At 37.4% G+C, this 21167-nt stretch carries 22 protein-coding genes; 5 read left to right on the forward strand and 17 right to left on the reverse strand.

All coding sequences use genetic code 11. The features are described 5' to 3' along the window. Positions 1-370: 370 nt before the first annotated feature. Positions 371-1237: a nucleotidyltransferase-like protein gene (locus ACIQX2_RS17430; protein ID WP_402853310.1), complete on the reverse strand. Its 867-nt coding sequence runs from the start codon at positions 1235-1237 to the stop codon at positions 371-373. A 134-nt stretch (positions 1238-1371) separates the two neighbouring features. Between ACIQX2_RS17430 and ACIQX2_RS17435 the strand changes: the two genes are divergently transcribed. Next, positions 1372-1716, forward strand: coding sequence for a YgzB family protein (locus ACIQX2_RS17435; protein ID WP_402853312.1), 345 nt, complete (start codon positions 1372-1374; stop codon positions 1714-1716). A 219-nt stretch (positions 1717-1935) separates the two neighbouring features. On the opposite strand, the gene perR is transcribed toward ACIQX2_RS17435, so the two are convergent. The 3 genes from perR to bcp all read right to left on the reverse strand — a co-directional run bounded on the left by perR (position 1936) and on the right by bcp (position 3919). Further along, positions 1936-2379, reverse strand: a complete 444-nt coding sequence (perR, locus tag ACIQX2_RS17440) for a peroxide-responsive transcriptional repressor PerR (protein ID WP_139185114.1) — start codon at positions 2377-2379, stop codon at positions 1936-1938. A gap of 113 nt (positions 2380-2492) precedes the next feature. Continuing rightward, positions 2493-3434 carry a D-2-hydroxyacid dehydrogenase gene (locus ACIQX2_RS17445; RefSeq protein WP_402853316.1) on the reverse strand — a complete coding sequence of 314 codons (942 nt, stop codon included), beginning with the start codon at positions 3432-3434 and terminating at the stop codon, positions 2493-2495. Positions 3435-3439: 5 nt separating this feature from the next. Further along, complete coding sequence (bcp, locus tag ACIQX2_RS17450; protein WP_402853319.1) at positions 3440-3919, reverse strand: thioredoxin-dependent thiol peroxidase; 480 nt, start codon at positions 3917-3919, stop codon at positions 3440-3442. A gap of 176 nt (positions 3920-4095) precedes the next feature. Here bcp and ACIQX2_RS17455 point away from each other — a divergent pair, with 176 nt between their 5' ends. Together ACIQX2_RS17455 and ACIQX2_RS17460 are read left to right on the forward strand one after the other, a co-directional pair. Beyond that, positions 4096-5385 carry a glutamate-1-semialdehyde 2,1-aminomutase gene (locus ACIQX2_RS17455; RefSeq protein ID WP_402853322.1) on the forward strand — a complete coding sequence of 430 codons (1290 nt, stop codon included), beginning with the start codon at positions 4096-4098 and terminating at the stop codon, positions 5383-5385. Positions 5386-5421: 36 nt separating this feature from the next. Further along, positions 5422-6504, forward strand: a complete 1083-nt coding sequence (locus tag ACIQX2_RS17460) for an FUSC family protein (RefSeq protein ID WP_402853325.1) — start codon at positions 5422-5424, stop codon at positions 6502-6504. 176 nt (positions 6505-6680) lie between these two features. On the opposite strand, the gene nikC is transcribed toward ACIQX2_RS17460, so the two are convergent. From nikC to mutY, 10 genes are all read right to left on the reverse strand, one after another. Beyond that, positions 6681-7580 (reverse strand): nickel transporter permease, encoded by a 900-nt coding sequence (nikC, locus tag ACIQX2_RS17465; protein WP_402853328.1) that lies wholly within the window; start codon positions 7578-7580, stop codon positions 6681-6683. Positions 7581-7594: 14 nt separating this feature from the next. Next, on the reverse strand, positions 7595-8599 hold the full coding sequence (locus ACIQX2_RS17470) for an ABC transporter permease (protein WP_402853331.1): 1005 nt from the start codon (positions 8597-8599) through the stop codon (positions 7595-7597). A 71-nt stretch (positions 8600-8670) separates the two neighbouring features. After that, the gene (locus tag ACIQX2_RS17475; RefSeq protein WP_402853334.1) at positions 8671-10299 is read right to left on the reverse strand and encodes an ABC transporter substrate-binding protein; all 1629 of its coding nucleotides are present in this window, start codon (positions 10297-10299) and stop codon (positions 8671-8673) included. 25 nt (positions 10300-10324) lie between these two features. Further along, positions 10325-11308: an ABC transporter ATP-binding protein gene (locus ACIQX2_RS17480; RefSeq protein ID WP_402853337.1), complete on the reverse strand. Its 984-nt coding sequence runs from the start codon at positions 11306-11308 to the stop codon at positions 10325-10327. Then, entirely contained in the window at positions 11283-12302 is a 1020-nt protein-coding gene (locus ACIQX2_RS17485) for an ABC transporter ATP-binding protein (RefSeq protein ID WP_402853340.1), read from the reverse strand. Before ACIQX2_RS17485 ends, ACIQX2_RS17480 begins: the two co-directional genes overlap by 26 nt. Before the next feature lie 164 nt (positions 12303-12466). Then, complete coding sequence (locus ACIQX2_RS17490; protein ID WP_402853342.1) at positions 12467-14218, reverse strand: ABC transporter ATP-binding protein; 1752 nt, start codon at positions 14216-14218, stop codon at positions 12467-12469. A 60-nt stretch (positions 14219-14278) separates the two neighbouring features. Beyond that, positions 14279-14818, reverse strand: coding sequence for a nucleoside tri-diphosphate phosphatase (gene ntdP, locus ACIQX2_RS17495; protein WP_402853345.1), 540 nt, complete (start codon positions 14816-14818; stop codon positions 14279-14281). 185 nt (positions 14819-15003) lie between these two features. Next, positions 15004-15156, reverse strand: a complete 153-nt coding sequence (locus ACIQX2_RS17500; RefSeq protein ID WP_245762747.1) for a gamma-type small acid-soluble spore protein — start codon at positions 15154-15156, stop codon at positions 15004-15006. Between the two features lie 308 nt (positions 15157-15464). After that, positions 15465-16211, reverse strand: a complete 747-nt coding sequence (gene fabL, locus ACIQX2_RS17505; protein WP_402853350.1) for an enoyl-[acyl-carrier-protein] reductase FabL — start codon at positions 16209-16211, stop codon at positions 15465-15467. Beyond that, complete coding sequence (gene mutY, locus ACIQX2_RS17510; RefSeq protein ID WP_402853353.1) at positions 16198-17277, reverse strand: A/G-specific adenine glycosylase; 1080 nt, start codon at positions 17275-17277, stop codon at positions 16198-16200. Before mutY ends, fabL begins: the two co-directional genes overlap by 14 nt. Positions 17278-17398: 121 nt before the next feature. Between mutY and ACIQX2_RS17515 the strand changes: the two genes are divergently transcribed. Beyond that, positions 17399-18379: a metal-dependent hydrolase gene (locus tag ACIQX2_RS17515; RefSeq protein WP_402853356.1), complete on the forward strand. Its 981-nt coding sequence runs from the start codon at positions 17399-17401 to the stop codon at positions 18377-18379. Positions 18380-18733: 354 nt separating this feature from the next. Here ACIQX2_RS17515 and ACIQX2_RS17520 read toward each other — a convergent pair whose 3' ends face one another. Genes ACIQX2_RS17520 through recX form a run of 3 tightly spaced genes read right to left on the reverse strand, consistent with a single transcriptional unit; the run spans position 18734 to position 20136 of the window. Beyond that, positions 18734-19000: a YfhJ family protein gene (locus ACIQX2_RS17520; protein WP_402853359.1), complete on the reverse strand. Its 267-nt coding sequence runs from the start codon at positions 18998-19000 to the stop codon at positions 18734-18736. 1 nt (position 19001) lies between these two features. After that, positions 19002-19331 (reverse strand): YfhH family protein, encoded by a 330-nt coding sequence (locus ACIQX2_RS17525; RefSeq protein WP_402853362.1) that lies wholly within the window; start codon positions 19329-19331, stop codon positions 19002-19004. Then, positions 19324-20136, reverse strand: coding sequence for a recombination regulator RecX (recX, locus tag ACIQX2_RS17530; RefSeq protein WP_402853364.1), 813 nt, complete (start codon positions 20134-20136; stop codon positions 19324-19326). Before recX ends, ACIQX2_RS17525 begins: the two co-directional genes overlap by 8 nt. Positions 20137-20238: 102 nt before the next feature. On the opposite strand from recX, the gene ACIQX2_RS17535 reads away from it, so the two are divergent. Further along, a complete protein-coding gene (locus tag ACIQX2_RS17535) occupies positions 20239-21135 on the forward strand; it encodes a TIGR01777 family oxidoreductase (protein WP_402853367.1) in 897 nt (298 codons plus the stop codon). Positions 21136-21167 lie beyond the last annotated feature (32 nt).

Here is a 21167-nt window from a genome sequence, read left to right on the forward strand (position 1 = left end):
TCCTGAGCCAGGATCAAACTCTCCATAATAGAGAACTTAAAAAGCTCATTTTGTTTTGCTGGCATCATCATTAAATGATGTCAAATTTGTTTGCTATCAGACTAACTAAGTTAATCTTTCAAGCTATATTCCTTAACGTTTTGCATGTTCAGTTTTCAATGTTCAATTTGCGTTGTCGTTTTTTGCGACTTCTCTAATTTACCATCGTACTCAGTAAGTGTCAAGAAGTTTTTTCAAAAACTTTTTTTACTATTATTTAGTTAAATAGTTTGTTTTGCTTTTGACGACGCTTATTATAATAACACGCATTAATTTCATATGTCAACAATAAAAACGAACAAAATTAATTGTTCGTTTTTATGTATCGTTTCTATCGAATCACTTTGTAATATCTATGCATGATTTCATTGCTTTTCGTATGTTGTTTTTCAATTAAAATATATCCTTTATCTATTAGAAACTCGATGAAAACCTCTAGATCTACCGAATAGTTCTTTAGCTCTTCCTGCTCATGGATTTCTTGGATAGTCCAAAACTCTTTTGAAGCTAACACTTCTATAATATGCTGTGCTCCATCTTTTGTACGTGAATGGATTAAGAAATCACTCGCTAAAAATAGTAGCTCTAATCTTTTCTCTAATGATTCCTCACTAGAGATTAACTCATCGTACAATTTATATATAGAAGGATCTAATTGTTTTACTTGCTTCCAAACCATTACTTCTGGATGCATGCCATTCTCAAAAACAGCTAAACGCGCTAAATGATGCAGAGAATCTACCATATGATTATAAGCATCTAGGAAATTGCGTTGTTCAAAAAATAATTTACCTTCTAGATATCTTCTAGTTAGCTTAGCAAACTCAATACCCATACGAGCCTTCCTGCCACTTACCGGGAATACGTAAAGCTCCTGTTTCAAACTTTCTACATATTCATTTCGATCAAAAACCACACGACCATTGATTAACCAATCTACCATTTTAGGATTAGTCCCTAATAGCAACCATTTTCTGAGTTGCTTCTCTGTTATTATATGAAGTGCAGTTTTTTTATCCCCATATGTATAATGTTTTGTAAATACCGGGACAGAGGATTCTTTAGTTATGATAAATAATATGGAATCCAACATATCTGTAATAGGGCTAAATTCTGCCCGCTTCTCTACTAATATAATACCTAGTGTATTCGGTTCACTAGCTCTTTCTTGATAAATTGGTCTCAATAATGCTTCCAAAAATGAAGCCTCCTTTATTTCCTTCTTCTAATAAATTTTCGACAAATTTTCTATTTTTCCTTCTAGAGATTAATTCAAAACTTAATTTTATATTAAAATATGATATAGTGTATGTAGAAATTAGGAGGTTGAAAATGAAACCCTATAAAAATAAAATAAATCGAATACGTTCCTTTGCACTGGGACTTATATTCTTTGGTTTTATCATAATGTACGGTGCAATATTCTTTAAAGATAACGGTATCTTAGTTACTATTTTTGTGACGCTTGGGCTACTCTCTATTATAGCAAGTACTGCAGTCTATGGGTGGATAGGATTATTATCTACCAAAGCAGTTCCGGTTGTATGTCCAAACTGTGGCAAGCATACTAAAGTTTTAGGTAGAGTAGATATGTGTATGTACTGTAAGGAGCCGTTAACACTTGACCCTAATCTTGAAGGGCAAGAGTTTAATGAAGCATTGAACAAGAAAAAATAAAAGAACAAATGCGCAAGCACCTATGTTAGCCCTGCAAGGCGCTGGAAGAATTGCAATAAAGGCGTTCTTTGCCTTTATTCGCAAGTCTGAAGCGACTCAGGTGGGCTAGCGCTGGAGTCTATACGGAGAATCACTTGTAAGTAGGTATCCACAGGTCCAGAATTTTATAATTTCCTAAAAAACAAAAAAACCGAGCGTATATACTGCGCTCGGTTTTACTTATTGAACTTTGGTTGCATGTTCTTTACATGTTGGACAAACACCGTAAATCTCCATTCGATGATAACTTACATCAAACCCAGTTAAATGAGAAGCTAAATGTTCCACTTCATCTAATCCTGGATAATGAAAATCAACTATTTTTCCACACGCATCACAAATCATATGATAATGATCATTTGTAACAAAATCGAAACGGCTAGAAGAATCGCCGTATGTTAACTCTTTCACAAGTCCTGCTTCTCTAAAAACACGTAAGTTATTGTAAACCGTTGCAACACTCATGCTAGGAAATTTACTTTCAAGTGCTTTATATATATCGTCCGCTGTGGGATGTGACATAGATTGGATAATAAATTCCAGTATCGCATGGCGTTGAGGCGTAATACGTACACCAGTTGATTTCAATGTATCTAAAGCATCTCTTAAATGTACTTCCGTCATCGCAATGCACCTCTTTTCATATTCATTCTTTGATTATAATTGTTACAATAAGTATAAATAAAAAAGATATGAACTGTCAAATTTATTACACCTTAACGATAGAAGTACATAGATTAGTAGCCTTTATTTAATTCGATTTCATTTTCCAATGGCTTCTGCTCGACCCAAGCCTCTAAATTTCTTGAGAAAATTTGCAATGCACGGACCAAGTACTGAGAAGAGTGACTAGAAACATGCGGGGAAACGACAACATTGTTCATGTTCCAGAATGGATGCCCTTCTGCAAGTGGTTCTTTTTCAAAAACATCAAGTACAGCATATGCAATTTTCTCTTCTTCTAATGCACGTAGTAAGTGTTCTTCTTTCACTAAATCACCACGACCAAAATTCATAAAGATTGTTGTTTGCTTCATACACTGTAAATGCTCGTATGTGATTAATCCTTTTGTTTGTTCTGTGCTAGGTAGAATGGAAATAACAATATCAGCTTTCGGTAATACTTCAGTCAAATTATCAAAGGCCACCATTTCGTCCATATATGGAGCAGTACGTCCACCGCTATTACATCCTATCGTATGCACACCAAAAGCTTGAAGTATTCGCCCAACTTCCCCTCCTATTGCACCGGGACCTAATATTATCGCAGTTGAACCTAGTAATTCAACAGGAAAAACTCGCTTGGACCATTCCCCGTTACGTTGGTTCTCCAGGATCAATGGGAGTGACTTTTTAATAGAAAGTATATGTGCTAAAATCGTTTCTGCCATCGGAGTTTTGTGAATTCCTCGTACATTTGTAACGACAATTCCTCTTTTTGCAATTTCCTGGAGTGGCATTTTTTCTAGCCCAGCCGAAGCCACCATAATCCATTTAAGTTCCTCGGCCGTTTCGAGATGATTGGCATGTAAGTCTTCCCCGTACGTAACTAAAATTTGCGATGAATTTAATAGTTCTTCATTCAAACCTTTTTGAAAAACAAATTCCGCATCTGGGAACTTTCTTATTAAATCATCTTGTTGCTCCTGTTTTGGTAAAAAAGAAAACAATATTTTCATACTTGTTACCCTTCTGTCACTAATGTTTTTAATGTTTGTAATGCTTCTTCAACATGTCCATCGACTTTAACTTTGTTCCATTGTTTTACAACAGTCCCTGTTGGATCAATTAGAAATGTAGAACGTTCAATACCCATATATTCTTTTCCAAAATTCTTTTTCAGTTTCCATACTCCATATGCTTCGGAAACTTCATGCGTATCATCTACTAGTAGAGAAAATGGCAAACCATGCTTGGCTATAAATTTTGTATGAGCCTTTTCATCATCTGCACTAACTCCAAGAATAACAGCATTTAATTCTGTAAAACTTGTAAAAGCAGTTTTGAAATCACATGCTTCTGTTGTACATCCTGGTGTAGCATCTTTCGGATAAAAGTACAAAACTACATATTTCTTACCTGCAAAATCCTTTAGTGAAACAATTTCTCCTTTTTCATTTTTCAATGAAAAGTCTGGTGCTATCATACCTTCTAGTTTTTCCATCATAATCCCTCCTATTTATATCGTATCGAAGTTAGTCATTATGTTCAATTTTCTTAGCAATTTCCTTTATTATTGTCTACAATTAAGAAGAACTTCAAGACTTGATATACTAGACAATAAATGGATAGTAACGTTATACTTTCTATCTGCAAACAAACTGAGTGGAGGCTATTATATTGAAACAAACACAATCAGAAAAAATACAAGAAGAAGCATTAAAACATATAGTTGGCGGTGTAAACAGCCCATCAAGATCCTATAAAGCTGTAGGAGGCGGAGCACCAATCGTTATGGAACGAGCAGAAGGCGCTTATTTTTATGATGTTGATGGCAACAAATATATCGACTATCTAGCTGCATATGGTCCTATTATTACTGGTCATGCTCACCCCCATATAACAGAGGCCATTACAAAAGCTGCACAAAACGGTCTATTATATGGTACCCCAACAAAGCATGAGGTGACATTCGCAAAAATGTTAAAGGATGCTATTCCATCTATGGATAAAGTTCGCTTTGTTAACTCAGGAACAGAAGCCGTGATGACAACAATTCGAGTTGCACGCGCATACACAGGTAGAACAAAAGTAATGAAATTTGCTGGTTGCTATCATGGACATTCCGATTTAGTACTCGTTGCTGCAGGCTCTGGTCCAGCCACACTTGGTACTCCAGATTCCGCGGGGGTACCCCAATCTATTGCAAAAGAAGTGATTACTATTCCATTCAACGATCCAAAGGCTTATGAAGAAGCAATGGATAAATGGGGTGATGAACTAGCATGTATTTTAGTAGAACCAATCGTAGGAAACTTCGGTATGGTAGAACCAAATGAAGGCTTCCTTCCATTAGTTCATAAAATAGCTAAAGACAAAGGTGCATTAGTCATTTACGACGAAGTAATTACAGCATTTCGATTCCATTACGGGGCCGCATCTACCATGTTAGAGCAAACACCAGACTTAACAGCGTTAGGTAAAATCATCGGTGGTGGACTTCCGATTGGTGCTTATGGTGGTAAAAAAGAAATAATGGAACAAGTTGCTCCTTTGGGACCTGCGTACCAAGCGGGAACAATGGCAGGTAACCCAGCGTCTATGCAAGCAGGGATTGCTTGTTTAGAGGTCCTACAAACTCCAGGGCTATATGAAGAACTAGATAGACTAGGTGCGATTCTTGAGACTGGTATTCTAGAAGCTGCCAAGAATAATAATGTAACTATTACTGTTAATCGTATTAAAGGAGCTCTTTCTGTTTACTTTACCGACGTGAAGGTAGAAAATTATGACCAAGCAGAAGCTAGTGATGGAGAAATGTTTGCCAAATTCTTTAAGCTAATGCTAAACCAAGGTATTAACTTAGCACCTTCTAAATATGAAGCTTGGTTTATCACGACTGCCCATACAGAAGAGGATATTCAAGAAACGCTTAGAGCAGTTAATAACGCTTTTGAGCAGCTCTCATAATCAGTCACACTGTTTTTTACGAAAGGATAGGATTTAATGAAATTAGGAGCTCGAATTTTTAAAACTGGAGTAGCTATTGTGTTTTCATTATTCCTAGCCGATCTACTTCAGCTTCCTAATCCTGTATTTGCAGGAATAGCGGCTATTTTCGCCATTCAACCTTCTATCTATAGGTCTTATAAAACAGCAACTGAACAAATTCAAGGAAATATAATTGGAGCAGTTATTGCAGTTATATTCTCCTTAGTTTTCGGAAAAGATTTTGTGATAGTAGGATTTGCCGCGATTATCACGATTACTATAATGCTTAAATTTAAGCTAGAAAAAGCCTTAACACTTGCCCTTGTTACGGTTATAGCGATTATGGAAATACAGGGCGATGACTTTTTAGTATTTGCCGTATTACGTTTTGCAACCATTTTAGTCGGAGTTATCTCAGCATTTATAGTGAATTTAGTATTTTTGCCTCCTAAGTTTGAAAAGAAGCTTTTCAATGCAATTCACTATACGCAGGATGAAATAATCCGTTGGCTACGAATAACAGTCAGACAGGCGTCAGATCATAAATCGACTAAACAAACAATTCATCAGTTAAAGGAAAGACTTTCTCGAGTCGATCAACTGTATTCTTTCTTTCAAGAAGAACGTGGATATACGAAAAGAACAATGTACACAAAGGGTAGAAAATTGGTCGTTTACCGTGAATTAATATCCACATCTTATAAAAGTTTAGATGTACTAAAAAAATTACATCTCCATGAACATGAATTGACTCACCTACCGGAACATTTTCGGATGATGATACAGGAAAGATTAGATGCTCTATTAACCTACCATGAACAGCTCCATTTGAAGTTTATAGGTAAGTTAAAACCTGAGCATGTTGAAGAGAACGATTCGGAGGCATTTATACAAAGGCAAGAGGTAATGGATATTTTCGTCAAGCAAATAACCATTACTCAAATGGAAGAAGAGTTTTCGTCTTACCACCTCCTGCATTTAATATCGTCATTGTTAAAGTACGAGGAACAATTGGAGCATGTGGATAAACTGATTACGTCCTATCAAAACTTTCATAGTGAGGAACTGACTGTTCAAATGGAAGAATCGCCTTATTAAAAACTGGTTGACCGTGAGTTTTCACTTGGTCAACCAGTTTTTTAGACCGTAAAAAGTTTTGACCGATAATTACTAGTATTCAACCGATTCTTCCACTTATTCGACCGATTATCACTAATATTCAACCGATTTATACATAAAGCCACCTAGCAACAAATTGCTAGGTGGCTTGTTTGTTAATTTTTCATCTTCGGATCGAGTGCATCTCGGAGTCCATCACCCATCAGGTTAAATCCGATAACTGTCAGCATTATGGCAAGCCCTGGGAAAATCATCGTCCACGGAGCATTCCTTAAGTATATACGAGCATCCGCTAGCATCTTTCCCCATTCAGGAGCTGGTGCTTGAGCACCCAATCCTAAAAATCCTAGTGCGGCTGCTTCAATAATGGCCGACGCAATTGCAAGTGTGCCTGCAACAATAACCGGTGCCATTGAATTAGGTAGAATATGAGAAAACAAAATTCGGATATCTCTCATCCCTATAGCTTTAGCAGATGTTATGTACTCCTCTTCTTTTATACTTAGAACTTTCGATCGTATTAAGCGACCAAAGTTAGGAATATTAATAATCGCAATTGCGATTAAAGCATTTTGTAAAGATGGTCCTAAAACAGATACTACTGCAATTGCCAATAGAATGCTGGGAAAAGCCAACATAATATCGAAAATTCTTGAAATAATCATGTCTACCCATTTTCCATAGTACCCTGCGATAATACCTAAAATACTACCAACTACAACAGAACCAATTACGGAGAAAAATCCTACCCATAAGGAAATTCTAGCTCCATGAATAATTCGAGAAAATATATCTCGACCAAAATCATCCGTACCAAACCAGTACTGAGCTGATGGTGGTTGTAAGCGATCCGTTAAGAGCTGATCATTAATACCTTGTGGGGCAAACAAAGAACCAAAAAATGCTAAAAAAACGAAGAATAAGACAATCCCTGCTCCTATCAGCGCTCCTTTATTTTTACGGAAGCTACGCCATGCATCTCGCCAAGGACCGGTCGACTTTTCTTTAGCTGCTGTTACTTGATTACTTGTCGAATTCGGAAGCCTTTCGGACATATCTATTCCTCCTTTTAATCATATTTGATCCTTGGATCTACTAACCCATACAAAATATCTACGAATAAATTAATCATGACAAATATAAAAGCGACAACCAGTATACCAGACTGAATAACAGGATAATCACGGAATGAAATAGCTTCGTAAATATACCTTCCGATTCCTGGCCAACCAAAAATAGTCTCTGTTAAGATAGCGCCTCCAAGTAAGAGTCCAGTTTGCAGTCCGATTACGGTTAATACAGGAATAATTGCATTTTTTAAAGCATGTTTGTAGACAACCCAAAACATTTTCTGACCTTTAGCTCTAGCAGTACGAACATAATCTGCTCTCATTACTTCCAGCATACTAGATCTAGTCATACGAGCAATAATTGCCATTGGAATTGTAGCTAATGCAATCCCGGGAAGTACTAAATGCTTCAAAACAGTACCTAGCTGATCGAATCTGCCCTGTATAATTGTATCTACAATATACAAGCTAGTAATAGAATTGACGGGATCTCGGACCTCTTCTCGACCAGTCGTTGGAAGCCATTGCAATTCAATACCAAAAATCCATTGTTCCATCAGACCTAGCCAAAAGATTGGCATCGATACACCGATTAATGCTAAAACCATCGCCATATAATCGAACCATGAATTTTGGAACCAAGCGGAAATGATACCTGCATTCACTCCAATGATAACCGCAATAATAATTGCAAAGAAAGCTAGCTCAATTGTAGCTGCTAAATATGGCCAAATCTCTTCTGCAACTGGTTGAACTGTTCGCATAGATTCACCTAGATCACCTTTTAAGAGACCGAATAAATAGTTGAAGTATTGTGTATACCAAGGCTCGTTTAAGCCTAGTTTAATCTCTAATGCTTCTATCGCTTCTTTAGATGCTAATTGTCCTAATATTACTTGAGCTGGGTTACCAGGAATTGCCCGTATGATCATGAAAACAACGAATGTCATACCTAGTAATACGGGTATCAATTGTAATAATCGTTTACCGATATAGTGAAGCATTTTCTTCACCTCTCTAATTTTTAAATAAAGAAAGGGGAGAAATCACGAAGACCTCCCCCCCCTTAAGCATATTACTTAAAGTCGACCTTGTTTAATCTATCAGAACCAGTCGGATGTGGTAAGAAATTAATGATTTTTGCATCACCTGCTAGTAATGGTGTTGAGTGAGCAAGTGGCACCCACGGTGCATCCTCAGATATAATTTCTTGTGCTTGTTTATATAGTTCATTACGTTTGTCTTCATCAACTTCTGTTTGTGCTTCTATTAAAATTTTATGTGTTTCAGGGTTGCTGTAATAGCTGTAGTTATTGCTTCCGATATTATCCTCATCAAGTAATACGTATAGGAAGTTATCAGCATCTCCATTGTCACCTGTCCAACCTAACAAGAAAGCATCTGCTTCTCCGTTACGAGCTTTTTCTAAATAAGTAGCCCATTCATAAGAAACGATATTAGCAGTGATGCCAACATCAGCTAAGTTTTTCTGAATGGCTTCCGCAACTTTAGCACCATCTGGCATATATGGACGTGGAACAGGCATTGCCCATAGGTCCATTGTAAAACCATCAGCCATACCAGCTTCTGCTAATAATTGCTTCGCTTTTTCTGGATCATACTCGTATCCAGCAACATCCTCATTGTATCCACTTATGGATGGTGGAATTGGGTTTTTAGCTACTTCTGCGCGACCTTCAAAGAAAGCGTCGACAATTGCTTGTTTGTTGATTGCATAGTTTACGGCTTGACGAACTTTTTGGTTATCAAATGGTGGACGTGTGCTTGTTAAACCAAGGTATCCAACATTCATTGATGGACGTTCGAATAACTGTAGCGCTGCTTCTGCTTCAACTGTTGCACCATCTGAAGGATTTACACCATCAGCTAAATCTATTTCTCCAGTTAGAAGATTGTTCAAACGCGCAGAGTTATCTGGAATTGCGCGGAAAACAACTTTATCCAATTTAGGCTCATCTGAATTCCAATACTCTTTATTTTTTTCAATAGTAATAGAATCATTACGTTTCCATTCTACAAATTTGAATGGTCCAGTACCAACTGGGCTATCACCAAATTTGTCGCCAGCTGCTTCAAATGCAGTCGGACTTGCTATAGCGAATGGACTCATTGCAATATTTTTTAAGAAAGGTGCTTGTGCACGAGTAAGCTTAAATACTACCGTGTAATCTCCTTCAGCAGTAACCGATTCGATTACGTGACCTTCGTCACCAGCATATCCACCGAACATAGACCCGTAATATGGAAATAGATCTTCGGAACCGCTAGCCCAACGTTCAAAGTTTTTAACTACTGCTTCTGCATTGAAGTCCGTTCCATCATGGAATTTTACTCCCTCACGAAGTGTAAATGTATACGAAAGTCCATCTTCAGATGGCTCCCATTTTGTAGCTAATCCTTCGTTGATCGTTGTATCTGTCGGACCAAAGTTTAATAGCGTTTCTAACACGTTTTGTGTAACTTTAAATGATTCACCGTCCGTTACTGCGGCTGGATCAAGTGAAACAGAGTCTCCGCCTCGACCAAAGATTAGAACTTTTTCTTCAGCAGAATCTGAATTTCCCTTATCATTATCTTTCTTTGTATCGCCGTCTGATGAATCGTCAGATGAACAAGCAGCAAGAACTAAAGTAATTGCAACGAACATCAGCAGCAAAAATGACCATATTTTCGATTTCCCCATTTGGACCCCTCCATAAAATTTATTATCAATGTTGCATTTGCTCATTATATAAATGGCAGGCAACAAAATGACCGGTTTTCACTTCTTGTAATTGCGGAATTTCCTTCGAACAAATATCCATTTTAAATGGACACCTTGTATGGAAGGTACATCCCGTAGGTGGATTTGAGGGACTTGGAATGTCTCCTTCTAGAATGATTTGCTCTCGTTTAAATTCCGGATCCGGCACTGGTACCGCTGAAAGTAAAGCTTTCGTATAAGGATGTAAAGGCTCAGCGTACAATGATTCACTTGTCGCAAGCTCGGCCATTCTCCCCAAATACATAACCCCTACACGATCACTAATATGGCGAACTACCCCTAAATCATGCGCAATAAAAATATAGGTTAACTTTAGTTCTTTCTGTAAATCCTGCATGAGATTCAATACCTGTGCTTGGATAGAAACATCAAGCGCTGAAACTGGTTCATCCGCTATTATCAATTTAGGATTAGTCATCAACGCTCGTGCAATCCCAATACGCTGACGTTGACCGCCACTAAATTGATGGGGATAGCGTTTAGCATGATAGCTACTTAACCCAACAATTTCTAAAAAGTCATGTACTTTCTTTTTACGACTTTTTGGATCTCCAATATTATGGACAATTAAAGGCTCCATTAGAATCTTTTCGATTGTATGCCGAGGATTCAAGGATGCATAAGGATCTTGAAACACCATTTGAATCTCACGTCTTGCTTTTCTCATCTCGTCCTTGGAAACATTCGTTAGCTCTTTTCCGTTAAAGGTCACTTTTCCTTCGGTCGGCTCTAGTAATCTCATAAGCATTCGACCGGTAGTAGATTTACCACAGCCAGATTCCCCTACTATGCCTAAAGTTTCTCCTTCATTTACGAAAAAGGAAATATCATCTACTGCCTTCACATTGCCAGTGTGCTTACCTAATAATCCAGTGCGTACGGGAAAATACTTTTTTAAACCTTCAACTTTTAACAACGGCTCTGTCATCTGCCAAAACCTCCTTCTCATCGTATAAGAAGCATCTTGTTTTATGACCTTCCGATGTCTCATATAGTGAAGGATTTTCTTCGGTACATCTTCCAAATACAAATTCACAGCGAGCAGCAAATCTGCAGCCTTGATTGATCGACCCAGGTTTTGGAACACTTCCAGGAATAGAATAAAGTCGTTGTTTTTTATAGCGCATATCTGGAACAGATGCGATCAAGCCTTTTGTATAAGGATGCTGTGGGTTATTAAAAATTGTATCCACAGTTCCCTCTTCTACTACTTTTCCCGCATACATTACTACAACTCTTTCACAAGTTTCAGCCACTACCCCTAAATCATGCGTTATTAAAATTACTGCTGTGTTAAGTCGTTCATTTAACTCACGCATAAGTTTTAATATTTGAGCTTGAATTGTTACATCTAGAGCTGTAGTTGGTTCATCAGCTATTAGAAGCTTTGGATCACAGACTAAGGCCATCGCAATCATTACACGTTGCCTCATACCTCCTGAGAGCTGGTGTGGATAGTCATTCATAAGCTCTTCTGCTCTCGGTAATCCAACTAGTTTTAACATTTCTACCGCTCTTGCATGTGCTTTCTTTTTACTCCAGTCTTTCTTATGTAAGGTAATTGCTTCAAGCAACTGATTTCCAATAGTAAATAAAGGATTTAATGATGTCATTGGCTCTTGGAAAATCATCGCAACATCGTTACCACGAACTTTACGCATTTCTTTCTCCGAAAACTTCGTTAAGTCTTTTCCTTCGAACATGATTTGACCACTAGTAATTTTTCCTGGTGGACTTGGAACTAGTCCCATAATAGAAAGAGACGTTACACTTTTTCCACAACCAGATTCCCCTACAATACCTAAAATTTCCCCTTCTCTTACATGAAAATCAATATGATCAACGGATGGAATAACACCGTCATCTGTGAAAAAGGACGTTTGAAGATCTTTCACTTCCAAAATTGTTTGTCGCTCTCCCATGAAGTTCCCTCTTTTCACAATAATCGAAAATTTCTAACTTAATAATTATTCTACACAAATATCGTTACGATGCAATACTTTTCTGAAAAGTCATACGACTATCCTTTCTCTAAGTTAAAAAAACACCTTATAAGCTGACGTATCACTTATAAGATGTTTGGTGTCTATTCTGTATCAAGTTGTTGGATTTGAAATAAATTATAATAAATATTTTTTTGTTTCATTAAATGTACATGTGAACCGCTTTCCATCACCTTACCATTTTCAATAACAAATATAGTATCTGCATGTGTTATTGTAGATAACCTATGAGCAACAATAATAGTCGTACGATTAGAAGCCAGTTTCTCTAACGAATCTTGTATTAAAGATTCACTCTCTAAATCTAATGCAGAAGTTGCTTCATCTAGAACTAAAATAGGCGGATTTTTTAAAAATACTCGTGCTATTGCAACGCGTTGCTTCTGACCACCTGAAAGCTTCACTCCACGTTCTCCCACCTTTGTGTCATATCCGTAAGGTAGTTCCATAATGAAGTCATGTGCATTTGCAGCTTTAGCAGCTTCCACTACTTCTTCGTCGGTAGCACCTGGTTTTCCCATTAATATATTGGATTTCACCGAATCACTGAAGAGAATATTATCTTGCAGCACTATACCAATTTGCTTTCTCAAGGACTCTATCGTGATGTCTTTAACATCCTTACCATCAATTAGGACTTGTCCATTTGAAGCATCGTAAAATCTAGGGATTAAGCTAATAATAGTAGACTTACCACCACCACTCATTCCTACAAAAGCGACAGTTTCCCCCGCGTTCACTCGGAAGTTAACATCCTCTAAAATCATTTGACCGTCTTTTTCATACTGAAACGAAACATTTGAAAAGGTCACTTCACCGCTTGCTACCCCTAGAGTAGAAGCTCCTTTTTTATCGACAATATCGTATTCTTCATCCATCAACTCGAATACACGATCCATGGAAGCAAATGACTGTGTTAGAGTGGTAGATGAATTGACTAAACGTCTTAACGGACTGTATAAACGCTCAATATATGCGATAAATGCAGCCATCGTTCCTACGGAAAGTCTTCCATTGATCGCTTCATAGCCTGCATATGCAATAACAAGCAAAGGCGCAATATCGGTAATCGTATTAACTACTGCAAATGCTTTTGCATTCCAAACGGTTTGTTTTACGGCCGCATCTAAAAACTCTCCATTTGTTTCATCAAATAATTTTTGTTCATGCTTTTCTAACGTAAACGTTTTTATAATACTCATGCCCTGGACACGTTCATGTAAGTAGCTTTGAACCCCTGCTAGCGCCTGCGACCGCTCCCTAGTTAGCTCACGTAATCTTCCGAAAAAGTATTTGACACTAACCGCGTAAAATGGGAAAGCAAGTAACGTTACTAAAGTAAGCTTTACATTCATCGTTAACATAATTCCGATAGCGATTAAAATAGTTGCTAAATCGAGCCAAACATTCATCAAACCGATCATGACAAAGTTTTTCGTCTGCTCCACGTCATTGATAACACGAGAAATAACCTCGCCAGCACGAGTGTTGGAATAATATTTCAAGCTTAGTTTTTGCAGATGTGTATACATGTTTTTACGTATATCAAACAATATTTTGTTACTTACTAGCTGCGCTAAATATTGTCTATAATACTCAATTGGTGGACGGACGACTAAAAACACTAACGCAGTCCCTCCTAGCCAATAGACTAACTGCGTTATTTTTTCATCATTTGTTAAAGCTTCTGCTCCGATAATATCATCGATGACAATTTTGATAAGAATCGGAATAAATAATGGAATCGCAAATTTAATAATACCAATTACGATCGTTAAGAAAATTTGAAAGTTATACGGTTTTACAAATTGCATATATCTTTTCATCGAACTCATGTTAAAACTCCTTTCTACCATGAGAAAAACCTGTTGCATGTTTTCAACAGGTTTCTCCAACTACTCATTCAACTGTTTTTGAAAATGATAACGACTTGTCCAAGCCTCGATAAAATCAGGAGCAAATGGACCTCTTCTTTGTTTGATCCAGGAAATAAGCTTTTCCACATTCCGATTTAGAATGCCATCAATTTCTTCTGGATACTTCATTTCCTTTTTATGTTGCTCGTATTCGTCCTCATCTAGAATGGTGTAGGTCATATCAGGAAATACCTTCACATCTAAATCATAATCAATGTACTTTAGCATTCCATTGTTATAGACAAATGGAGAACTCATGTTGATGTAATAGTATACACCATCTTCTCGTAGCATACAAATAATGTTAAACCAATATTCGGCGTGAAAGTAGCAAATTGAAGGTTCTCTAGTAATCCAAGTTCTACCATCTGATTCAATGACCAACGTTCGTTCATTTGCACCAATTACAATATTTTTGGTTCCTTTTAAAACCGTCGTTTCTTGCCAGACACGGTGGATTCGGCCATTATGCTTGTAGCTGTGAATTTGAATAGTTTCTCCTTCGTTTGGAATCGCCATGATTTAGCCACCTTTTCATAAAGTGAAACTTAATCCGTGGGTATCTACTGTTTTCCCACGCATTGTTTTGGAGCAAAATTAGATTTTATATACTTATTTTCTTATTATAACAATTCACTGTAAAAAACTATAGTAAAAAAATCAGCGAGGGTATTTTACCCTCGCTGATTTTTGGTGAATCCATGTTATTTAGTTCGGTTAGAAGAACGATTTGCTTGTGGACCGCTAGCTTGTTGCTTTTTCAACTCCGCTTGACGATTCTGTTCTTTAACTTTTTGAATATCAGTTTCAGAAGCAAACTCTTGGTTTTGGTTCTGCTGTTTTCTGTTATTCTTCATGGATGTTTCACCTCCGTACATATGTATCATGTGCAGTTGGCGAATTATTATTCATTTTTTTGATATACGAGTCAATTCCATAATAAAGTAATGGCAATAAAAGAATCCAATCGTGTGTGTACTGCCACACGTTACGCATCAGCCCTCAAGGATGATACGCTTCGCTCCTGTGGCTTGGGAGGCGCAATCCTAAACAGCACTATTGTTCAAGAAATAACTTTCTACATCTGCATTCGGCCTTCCAAACTGCATGAATGCAACTAGATTGGCGATACTTTGTATGACAAAGCTTAAACAATGTATTGCACTCACATCTTGATTGATCTTCCGCCATCAACAATAATAGTTTGACCACGAATCATGGAAGCATCATCTGATAGTAAGAACATAGCAGTTTTTACCATGTCTTCGATTTCTACCATACGTCCAGCTGGAGTGTTAATGCGAGCATCCTCTAGTAATTCTTCACGGTTTGGAAAATGCTTTAGTGCATCTGTATCTAGCGCACCACCAGAAACTGTGTTTACTACAATTCCCTTAGGAGCTAGTTCTACTGCCAAATATCTTGTAAGTGACTCAATCGCTGCCTTGGAAACTCCTACTGTTGTGTAGTTCTCCAAATAACGAATAGATCCTAGTGAGCTGATTCCCAATATTTTGCCGCCTTCTGGCATTAGCTTTGCAGCTTCCTGAGCGCCAAAGAGCATTCCTTTTGCATTAATATTCATTGTCCAGTCCCAGTGTGTTTCTTCTAATTCCATAATAGGACGTAAAACACCAGACGCTGCATTGCTAACAAATATATCTAATCGACCAAATTCTTCTTTTATTGTTTCAAACATAGCTCGTAGTTTTTCTACATCCCCTACATTCGCTCTTACTAGTAATGCTTTTCTTCCTAAAGCTTCTATTTCCGTCACTGTTTCAAGAGCAGCAGATTTACTTCTTGCGTAGTTTACAACGATATCATAACCATTTTTGGCAAGTTCAATAGCAATAGCTTTCCCTAATCCTCTGCTACTACCTGTTACTAGTGCAACTTTATTTGTTGTCATTTTCAATCTTCCTTTCTTTCCATGCATTCCATATTTTTATCATTGGGACCGGCATCGGTTGTTCGTTTATTTCTTCTATCGTGAGCCAAGCACATTGTGATGGGAGTTCTTTTTCTTTCACTAAAGCTGCTTCAAAGCTTTCTACTTCCCATACTAGATGAGAGAACACATGCTTAAATTCAGTTATGGACGGACCTTTTGTAATTTCTACCCCATAATCATGTTCAACCACCTCTTCAACGGTATGGTTATGGGTTGGCAGTTCGACCATTGGGAATTGCCACATATTCGCAAGCAAACCTTTTGAAGCTCTTTTTTCTAATAAAACCTGCCCACACATATTGCGTATTACTACTGTTTTTACTTTATGTAGCTTCGACTTCTTTTGGATTGTTTTTACTGGCAGCTCATCCTGCATACCTTCAAAAAATGCAGAACAATTTTCACGTACTGGACATAATAGACACTTTGGTTTAGTTGGAGTACAAATTAATGCACCTAGCTCCATGAGACCTTGGTTGAATGCTGATGGATTTTCTTGGTCAATTAAATCCATTACCGCCTCTTCAAATATTTTCTTCGTTTTCGGTTTAGCGATATCTTCTTTTATTAATAATAATCGAGATAATACTCTCATGACATTTCCATCTACAGCATGCTCTGGAACTCCGTATGCAATACTAAGAACAGCACCTGCTGTATAAGGACCTACACCTTTAAGCTTGGAAATATCTTTGCGAGTAGAAGGAATAACACTTCCATATTGTTCGACTACCTCTTTAACACCAGCCTGCAGGTTTCGAGCACGGGAATAGTAACCTAATCCTTCCCATTCTTTTAATAGTTCTCCTTCGTCCGCATTAGCAAGTGATTCAAGCGAAGGATATTTTGCGATAAATCTTTCATAATAAGGGATAACTGTATCAACCTTCGTCTGCTGTAGCATCACTTCAGAAACCCAAATTTTATATGGATCTGTTGTTTTCCTCCAAGGTAAATCACGTTTTTCTTCTAAAAACCATGAAACTAGGGCATTTCTAACCTTTTCTTTATATAATTCGTTCACTGTAAAATCCTTTCTTGCGATTATTGACATGAAATATGGGTATATGAATAGTAGTAGCTTTGTTTTTTAAGAAATCTATTTTAAGATGTAGTTAGCTGTAATCCTAAAAGGAGCTGGTTGTATGGACACAGGTACACATGTCGTTATGGGTATTGCACTAGGTGGTCTATCTCTTATTGACCCCGTAGTTGCAGGGAGTACACTTACAACGACTGCAGTCATAGCAGGTACAATCATTGGCTCACAAGCCCCTGATATAGATACTGTTTTAAAATTACGCAGCAATGCGGTTTATATCCGACATCATCGTGGGATTACCCACTCAATTCCTGCGGTTATTTTATGGCCAATTTTAATAGCAGGTGTGTTATGGCTTATTATGCCGGAAGCCAATTTACTACATTTATGGTTATGGACCTTTTTAGCCGTTTTTGTACATGTTTTTGTGGATATTTTCAATGCTTACGGAACTCAAGCATTAAGGCCATTTTCAAGGAAATGGGTTGCATTAGGAGTTATTAATACATTTGATCCGATTATATTCGGCATACATGTGGTAGGTTTACTATTATGGATGTTAGGTTTAAATCCCGTTCCGACCTTTCTTACGATGTACTCCATCATTTTCCTATATTATATTTTACGTTTTGCCGTCCAGCATGCGGTAAAAAATTCGGTCAAGCATACTATTCCCGATGCGCATGAAATTATCGTTGCACCGACGATAAAATTCCTCCAGTGGAGAGTAGCAGCAATTTCTAAAACACATCATTATGTAGGGCGAGCTTATGGGAGATCCATCACTATTTATGATAAGTTTGAACGTAATCCACTGCCGAAATCTGACTTAGTAAAAGCGGCCATGAAGGATCATAATTTAAGTGCCTTTACTTCGTTTTCTCCAATTTATCGCTGGGAGATCACTGAATTTGAACATATTTATGAAGTAAGGCTAATTGATCTACGTTATCGCAGCAATGATTATTATCCATTTGTAGCTGTAGCGCATTTGAATGAAGACCTTGAGATAGTCAATTCTTACACTGGTTGGATCTTCAGTGAGGACAAGCTTCGGAAAAAGTTAGATTTCATCCCTCATTAACGAGCAGTAAGAAAAGAATAACTACCCGTTATTGCCCGAATAGTTGGGGCAACAGGATGGATCACTCAGGCATAGCCGCAGGACGCGGCGTTTTTTGCCTAAGTTCCATTTAACAATTCATGAAAACCCATCACTGATTGAAGCTTCACTTTTTCCCGCATAAAAAGGAAAATGCAAGCACCAATGTCAGCCCTGAAAAGCTCTAGACGGATTTTATGGAAAGGCATCCTTTACCTTTTCCGAAATCCTGAAGCGACTCAAAGAGCTAGGTGTTGGATTAAACAGAAAATGAGTAAAAAGCATACACTTTCTTATGTCTTAAAGAAAAACGCTAGGATGTATTTCCTAGCGTTTTTAATTAGTAAAATCGTCGGTTTCTAGTAAATGCTTGTACTTCTCGTTCGTGTTTGCAAATTCATGCAATTGCTCACCGTAGCCATCTATCCATTTTCGAATGACCATTTCTGTGACAGCAGAGCCTTTGTAGTCATAACCTGCTTTTGCATAGGAGGATTCAAAGTCCGACCATAAAAGCTCTATCCATGCTCTTGCTTTTGCAGCTGATAATTTATCATTTTTTTCAAGTAGTGCGTAAGTTAGTTCATCAATTTTAGTTTGCATATTATTTACCTTCCTCCAGCGATTCTAACATCGAGATTGGCAGAGCTTCTTCATATTTATCTCCACCTAATCTATAGCCCCATGCAAATCTTCCCTTTAAATATTCCACTTGAAAGAATACACCCGGATCCCCAATAATACGATACATCTCTCCTGGTTTTATAGTTGCAGGATCTATTAAAAATGCTTGTGCCATCAATGCTTTTCTCTCGTAAACAGCATACTCATTTACTATGCCAAGCTGCTCGGCCTTGCGTGATTTTTCTTTTAGGTTTGCGATTTCTGTTCGTAATTCTGAAATAGTCATGTCACCATACTTTTTTTCACTCATCTTGCTCTTCCAGCTCCTTCTTTTCAATATAAAGATCAATTTGTTCTACGGGAAATCCTTTTTGATACAATGCTGTCTTTATACGTCTACGTAAATCATTCCCTTGATATTTAGAGGAATATTTTCGCCAAATTTTATCTCCTTGTGTAGCAATAATTTCAATCCACTCCTCCTCATTCTTTTCTAATTCGAATGTGGAAAGTGCTTGAGAGATTATAGAAAAATTATACCCTTTTCTTTGAAGTGTATCTTGAACTTTTTGTTTGATTTGTCTCGGTGTTTTATCTTGATGTTGATGGATAATTTTCTCTGCCAACGTTTTCGCAATATCAACCTGCTCTTCTTCAGAATAGTTGCCTAGCACTTCTTCTTGAAGATCTTTTTCAATTCCTCTCTTCTTTAATTCCTGACGAATTGCCGTAGGTCCTTTTTTACTATTTTTCTTTTGCGTCTCTACTAATGCTTTTGTGAAGCTTTCATCGTTAAGAAAGCCATACTCATATAATTTCCGAATGGCTTCCAATATAACTGCTTCACCAATTTCATTTTGCAACAGTTTTTGTTTTACTTCATGCTCACTTCTCATACGGTAGCTCAAAAAGTTAATTGCTTTATTAAATGCCTTCCTTACTTCATCATCAAATACAATTTCATCCAGTGTGAATTCTTCAATAACTTTTCCTTTGGTTAATTGGTATTTGATCAGTACTGCTTCGTCTATACTAAATGCATACTTTTCATCCAAATATATATTATACCGTTCATTATTATTCTTTTGTCGCGCTATTTTTGTAATAACCGGCATGCATGCCTCTCTCCATTCGTCTTTCTTCAATTATAACGTATAACTTGGTTGGTGATAAATGATTGAACTGTTATGATAATTGTGAGAAGGAGGTTGGTGAAAATGAAAATTGCAATTACTGGAGGAACTGGTTTCGTAGGAAGCGAATTATATGATTTACTTTTGCAAAAAGGGCATGAAGTATTTATATTATCTCGTTCGAAAGAAGGTACAGATCGAGGCATCACATATGTACAATGGTTATCAGGTACTGCAAATCCGGAAAAACAGTTAGAAGGCATCGATGCTATTGTAAATCTAGCTGGAGAGTCCATTAATAATGGACGATGGACAGAAATGCAAAAACAAAAAATTTATGATAGTCGGATGAAAGCAACCGATGAGGTGCTTCGAATCATAAAAGCCTTAACTGTAAAACCAAAAGTGCTCTTAAATGCAAGTGCAATTGGCATTTATCCCGCCTCGACTAGTACGAGATATACAGAGAAATCGAAAGAAACAGGAACCGATTTTTTAGCTAGAACAGTGCGAGATTGGGAGCTTAAAGCCCAAAGCGCCGAAAAGCTTCAGCTTAGAGTTGCTTGTGGAAGATTCGGCATTATTTTAGGTAAGTCAGAAGGAGCACTTCCATTGATGGCACTTCCATATAAGCTTTTTGTCGGTGGACCAATTGGTTCCGGAAATAATTGGATGTCTTGGGTGCATGTGACAGATGTAGCTAATGCATTATTATTCGCAATAGAGCATCCTATTAGCGGACCTTTCAATATTACTGCTCCACATGCCAAAAGGATGAATGAATTTGGAAAAACTTTAGCAAACGTTTTAAAGAGACCCTATTATTTCCCGGTTCCCTCTTTTGCTTTGAAATTTGCACTAGGAGAAAAAAGTCAGCTTGTAATAGAAGGGCAGCATGTCATTCCGCAAGTATTATTGGATGCTGGCTACTCTTTTCATTTTCCAAATTTGGAAAGTGCATTACGCGATATTTATAGATGAATAACTGAATCTTATTGGCGCAACCTACTAAA

Source organism: Psychrobacillus sp. NPDC096623 (assembly GCF_044762655.1).
GTDB lineage: Bacteria > Bacillota > Bacilli > Bacillales_A > Planococcaceae > Psychrobacillus.

Bases quoted from the DNA above. Each gene is read 5' to 3' on its own strand.
- ACIQX2_RS17435 (WP_402853312.1), top strand. From the start codon at position 1,372: ATGAAACCCTATAAAAATAAAATAAATCGAATACGTTCCTTTGCACTG.
- perR (WP_139185114.1), bottom strand. From the start codon at position 2,379: ATGACGGAAGTACATTTAAGAGATGCTTTAGATACATTGAAATCAACT.
- ACIQX2_RS17445 (WP_402853316.1), bottom strand. From the start codon at position 3,434: ATGAAAATATTGTTTTCTTTTTTACCAAAACAGGAGCAACAAGATGAT.
- bcp (WP_402853319.1), bottom strand. From the start codon at position 3,919: ATGGAAAAACTAGAAGGTATGATAGCACCAGACTTTTCATTGAAAAAT.
- ACIQX2_RS17460 (WP_402853325.1), top strand. From the start codon at position 5,422: ATGAAATTAGGAGCTCGAATTTTTAAAACTGGAGTAGCTATTGTGTTT.
- nikC (WP_402853328.1), bottom strand. From the start codon at position 7,580: ATGTCCGAAAGGCTTCCGAATTCGACAAGTAATCAAGTAACAGCAGCT.
- ACIQX2_RS17470 (WP_402853331.1), bottom strand. From the start codon at position 8,599: ATGCTTCACTATATCGGTAAACGATTATTACAATTGATACCCGTATTA.
- ACIQX2_RS17475 (WP_402853334.1), bottom strand. From the start codon at position 10,299: ATGGGGAAATCGAAAATATGGTCATTTTTGCTGCTGATGTTCGTTGCA.
- ACIQX2_RS17480 (WP_402853337.1), bottom strand. From the start codon at position 11,308: ATGACAGAGCCGTTGTTAAAAGTTGAAGGTTTAAAAAAGTATTTTCCC.
- ACIQX2_RS17485 (WP_402853340.1), bottom strand. From the start codon at position 12,302: ATGGGAGAGCGACAAACAATTTTGGAAGTGAAAGATCTTCAAACGTCC.
- ACIQX2_RS17490 (WP_402853342.1), bottom strand. From the start codon at position 14,218: ATGAGTTCGATGAAAAGATATATGCAATTTGTAAAACCGTATAACTTT.
- ntdP (WP_402853345.1), bottom strand. From the start codon at position 14,818: ATGGCGATTCCAAACGAAGGAGAAACTATTCAAATTCACAGCTACAAG.
- ACIQX2_RS17500 (WP_245762747.1), bottom strand. From the start codon at position 15,156: ATGAAGAATAACAGAAAACAGCAGAACCAAAACCAAGAGTTTGCTTCT.
- fabL (WP_402853350.1), bottom strand. From the start codon at position 16,211: ATGACAACAAATAAAGTTGCACTAGTAACAGGTAGTAGCAGAGGATTA.
- ACIQX2_RS17515 (WP_402853356.1), top strand. From the start codon at position 17,399: ATGGACACAGGTACACATGTCGTTATGGGTATTGCACTAGGTGGTCTA.
- ACIQX2_RS17520 (WP_402853359.1), bottom strand. From the start codon at position 19,000: ATGCAAACTAAAATTGATGAACTAACTTACGCACTACTTGAAAAAAAT.
- ACIQX2_RS17525 (WP_402853362.1), bottom strand. From the start codon at position 19,331: ATGAGTGAAAAAAAGTATGGTGACATGACTATTTCAGAATTACGAACA.
- recX (WP_402853364.1), bottom strand. From the start codon at position 20,136: ATGCCGGTTATTACAAAAATAGCGCGACAAAAGAATAATAATGAACGG.
- ACIQX2_RS17535 (WP_402853367.1), top strand. From the start codon at position 20,239: ATGAAAATTGCAATTACTGGAGGAACTGGTTTCGTAGGAAGCGAATTA.